Source organism: Colwellia sp. MB3u-55, assembly GCF_014076785.1.
Lineage (GTDB): Bacteria > Pseudomonadota > Gammaproteobacteria > Enterobacterales > Alteromonadaceae > Colwellia_A.
This window is the reverse complement of record NZ_JACGUS010000030.1, coordinates 1-2,509: the sequence shown is the minus strand read 5'-3', so window position 1 is coordinate 2,509 and position 2,509 is coordinate 1. Positions and strand designations below refer to the sequence as shown.

Annotated in this window: 2 protein-coding genes; both read right to left on the bottom strand. The window is 35.6% G+C overall.

Annotation, left to right across the window (positions count from 1 at the left end; genetic code table 11):
* Nucleotides 1-1,384: Ig-like domain-containing protein (locus H4J66_RS00995; RefSeq protein WP_182169379.1), on the bottom strand; the 1,384-nt coding region annotated here is incomplete at its 3' end.
* A gap of 280 nt (nucleotides 1,385-1,664) precedes the next feature.
* Entirely contained in the window at nucleotides 1,665-2,231 is a 567-nt protein-coding gene (locus tag H4J66_RS00990) for a PEP-CTERM sorting domain-containing protein (RefSeq protein ID WP_182169376.1), read from the bottom strand.
* Nucleotides 2,232-2,509 lie beyond the last annotated feature (278 nt).

Sequence of the window (2,509 nt, the reverse complement as noted above, 5' to 3'; positions counted from 1 at the left end):
CAGTAACAATGTAAGTAATTACAGGCACAGCACCGTTGAAATTATCATTTGGTGTGAAGGTATAGCTACCGTCTGCATTTAAGATGAGTTCACCTTCAGCAAGGGTAACCGTATCACCTGCATTGAAAGTATTTCCATTAACAGTAAAGCTGGTTACGGTTAATGGTCCATCTGCAGTTGCTGCATTATCTAAAACGTTTCCAGAGACTGGGGTATCTTCAGCTGTTGTAACAGATTCATTATCATCAATAAGATCTGATACGGGTGTTACTGAAATCGCTAAGGTAGAACTATCCGTATCACCTGCACCATCAGTTACGATGTAGCTGACCACGGGCACAGCACCATTGAAATTGTCATTTGGTATAAAGGTGTAACTACCATCTGCATTTAAGGTTAACTCACCTTCAGCGAGAGTAACCGTATCACCTGCATTGAAAGTATTTCCATCAACAGTAAAGCTCGTTATAGTCAGAGGACCATCTGCAGTTTCAGCATTATTAAGTACATTGCCAGAAACAAGGGTATCTTCAGCTGTTGTAACAGATTCATCCGCATCAGTAAGATCTGATACGGGTGTTACTAAAATCGTTAAAGTAGAACTATCCGTATTACCTGCACCATCAGTAACGGTGTAATTGACCACGGGCACAGTGCCATTAAAATTATCAGCAGGTATGAAAGTATAGCTACCGTCAGCGTTGAAGGTAAATTCACCCTCTACTAGATTAATTGTCTCGCCCGCATCAAAAGTATTACCATCAACACTAAAGTTAATCACACTTAATGGGCCGCCTGCGCTGGCACCATTATCTAGCACATTACCTGTGGCTGATGTATCTTCTGCTACAGTGACACTTTCATCAGCATCAAATAAGGCAAAGTTATCATTATTATTTTCGTTATCTAAATCACCGGGTAAAACAAAAATATTATTTTGTTCTGTTGTATCGTATCCAGCCTGCGCTAACGTTTCATCGCCTGTTCTGTTTACCGAGGCAAAACTTGTACCTTCATTACTAGTAAGACCAGCAGTTGTTTCAGGAAGCTCTGCATCAATATCAGCATCAATTAAATCTTGAATTGCTGAAATTTCATTTTGAATATTATTGATATCTTCACTATCAACACTTTCTGTATTGTTATCAGGAGAAATTATATCTACACGAATTTCATTTACCGACTCAGACTCGGAGCTGTAGACTTTATGCTGACTTCCATCAGCATAAGCTAATACAATTTCACTGCCTTTGATAAAATTAAGAACGGCGCCTGCTTTAATGACATCACCGACTTTTAATAGAGTGTTTTCAGCCACATCGGTGTGAATTTCACCTTTAACATTAATGATTTGTGCATTTTTTGGGTTGGTATAGTTTTCCATAAACGACTTCCTAATGATTTGGCTTACCACATACTCTAGACAAACTTAAAATACTGCAGTTGATTGGTAACTTTAAACTTACTTATGGATAGACATATTACAAGTAATTTGACTAAAAACAACGCCTTTTTAGCACCTTATTTATGACTATACTAAGAGATGATTTAATAAAATAGATAACCGTCAATTTTATAGACGGTATTATTGAGAAAAAAACAAACAATAACTAATATTGTTCATTTTCAAAGAAGGTGTCGAGCGACACCAACTTTATTTTAATCTAAACAGGATTATTGGTTTTTATACGACGAACTATCAATCCCATAAAAGCAAGTGAAAATATTACTATTGTTGACGGCTCTGGAACAGCAATGGATTTAAACACGTGATTAATATTCTCTCCGACCATTGCACGATCCCAGATGAAGGCAGAAATATCACCTATCGCATCATATGAAGAGTCACCTTGATAATTTGCAAGTACTGATTCACCGGTGATATGTATCCCAACATTTTTATCAAATGCGTCATACCAAGCTTTATGATTAACAATAAAATTAGCAATATTAAGGTAGGTAGCCTGATCATTTGAGCTTACTGCGTAGTCGCCGCCAGCCAAAAGTGCCCCAAATTTAAACTCTGCCACTTCAATAGCATTATAGGGGGTAATATTATCGACTACAAAAAAATCAGGTCCATCAGCTAAATCAAAATAGCCTACATACTCCCATTGGATACCAGCATTATCAGAATAATGATTACCAATAATTAATCCAGCATTTGCTCTATCGGCAACAAAAAGAGATAACACACAAACTACAACAATATTTATGATTTTAGAACTCATACAACTTCCTTAAGCCCTTAATGGGTTAATAATTTGATGTCGCATAACGACATTTACTTCGAGACACCTGTATAATGCAAAACACGCGCCAAAAATAAAACCCTATTTAATTCAATAGGTAACATTTAAATGTAAACTTAATTTTTTATAACTGTTAAAAAACATGACACTAAAGTACAGCTAAAAAATCCTAATTTAATAACACCTTTAGTACATACTACCTGAATTAATAATTTATGCTAATTTTTCAATTTTTATATTTTGTTATTTTGTTATTT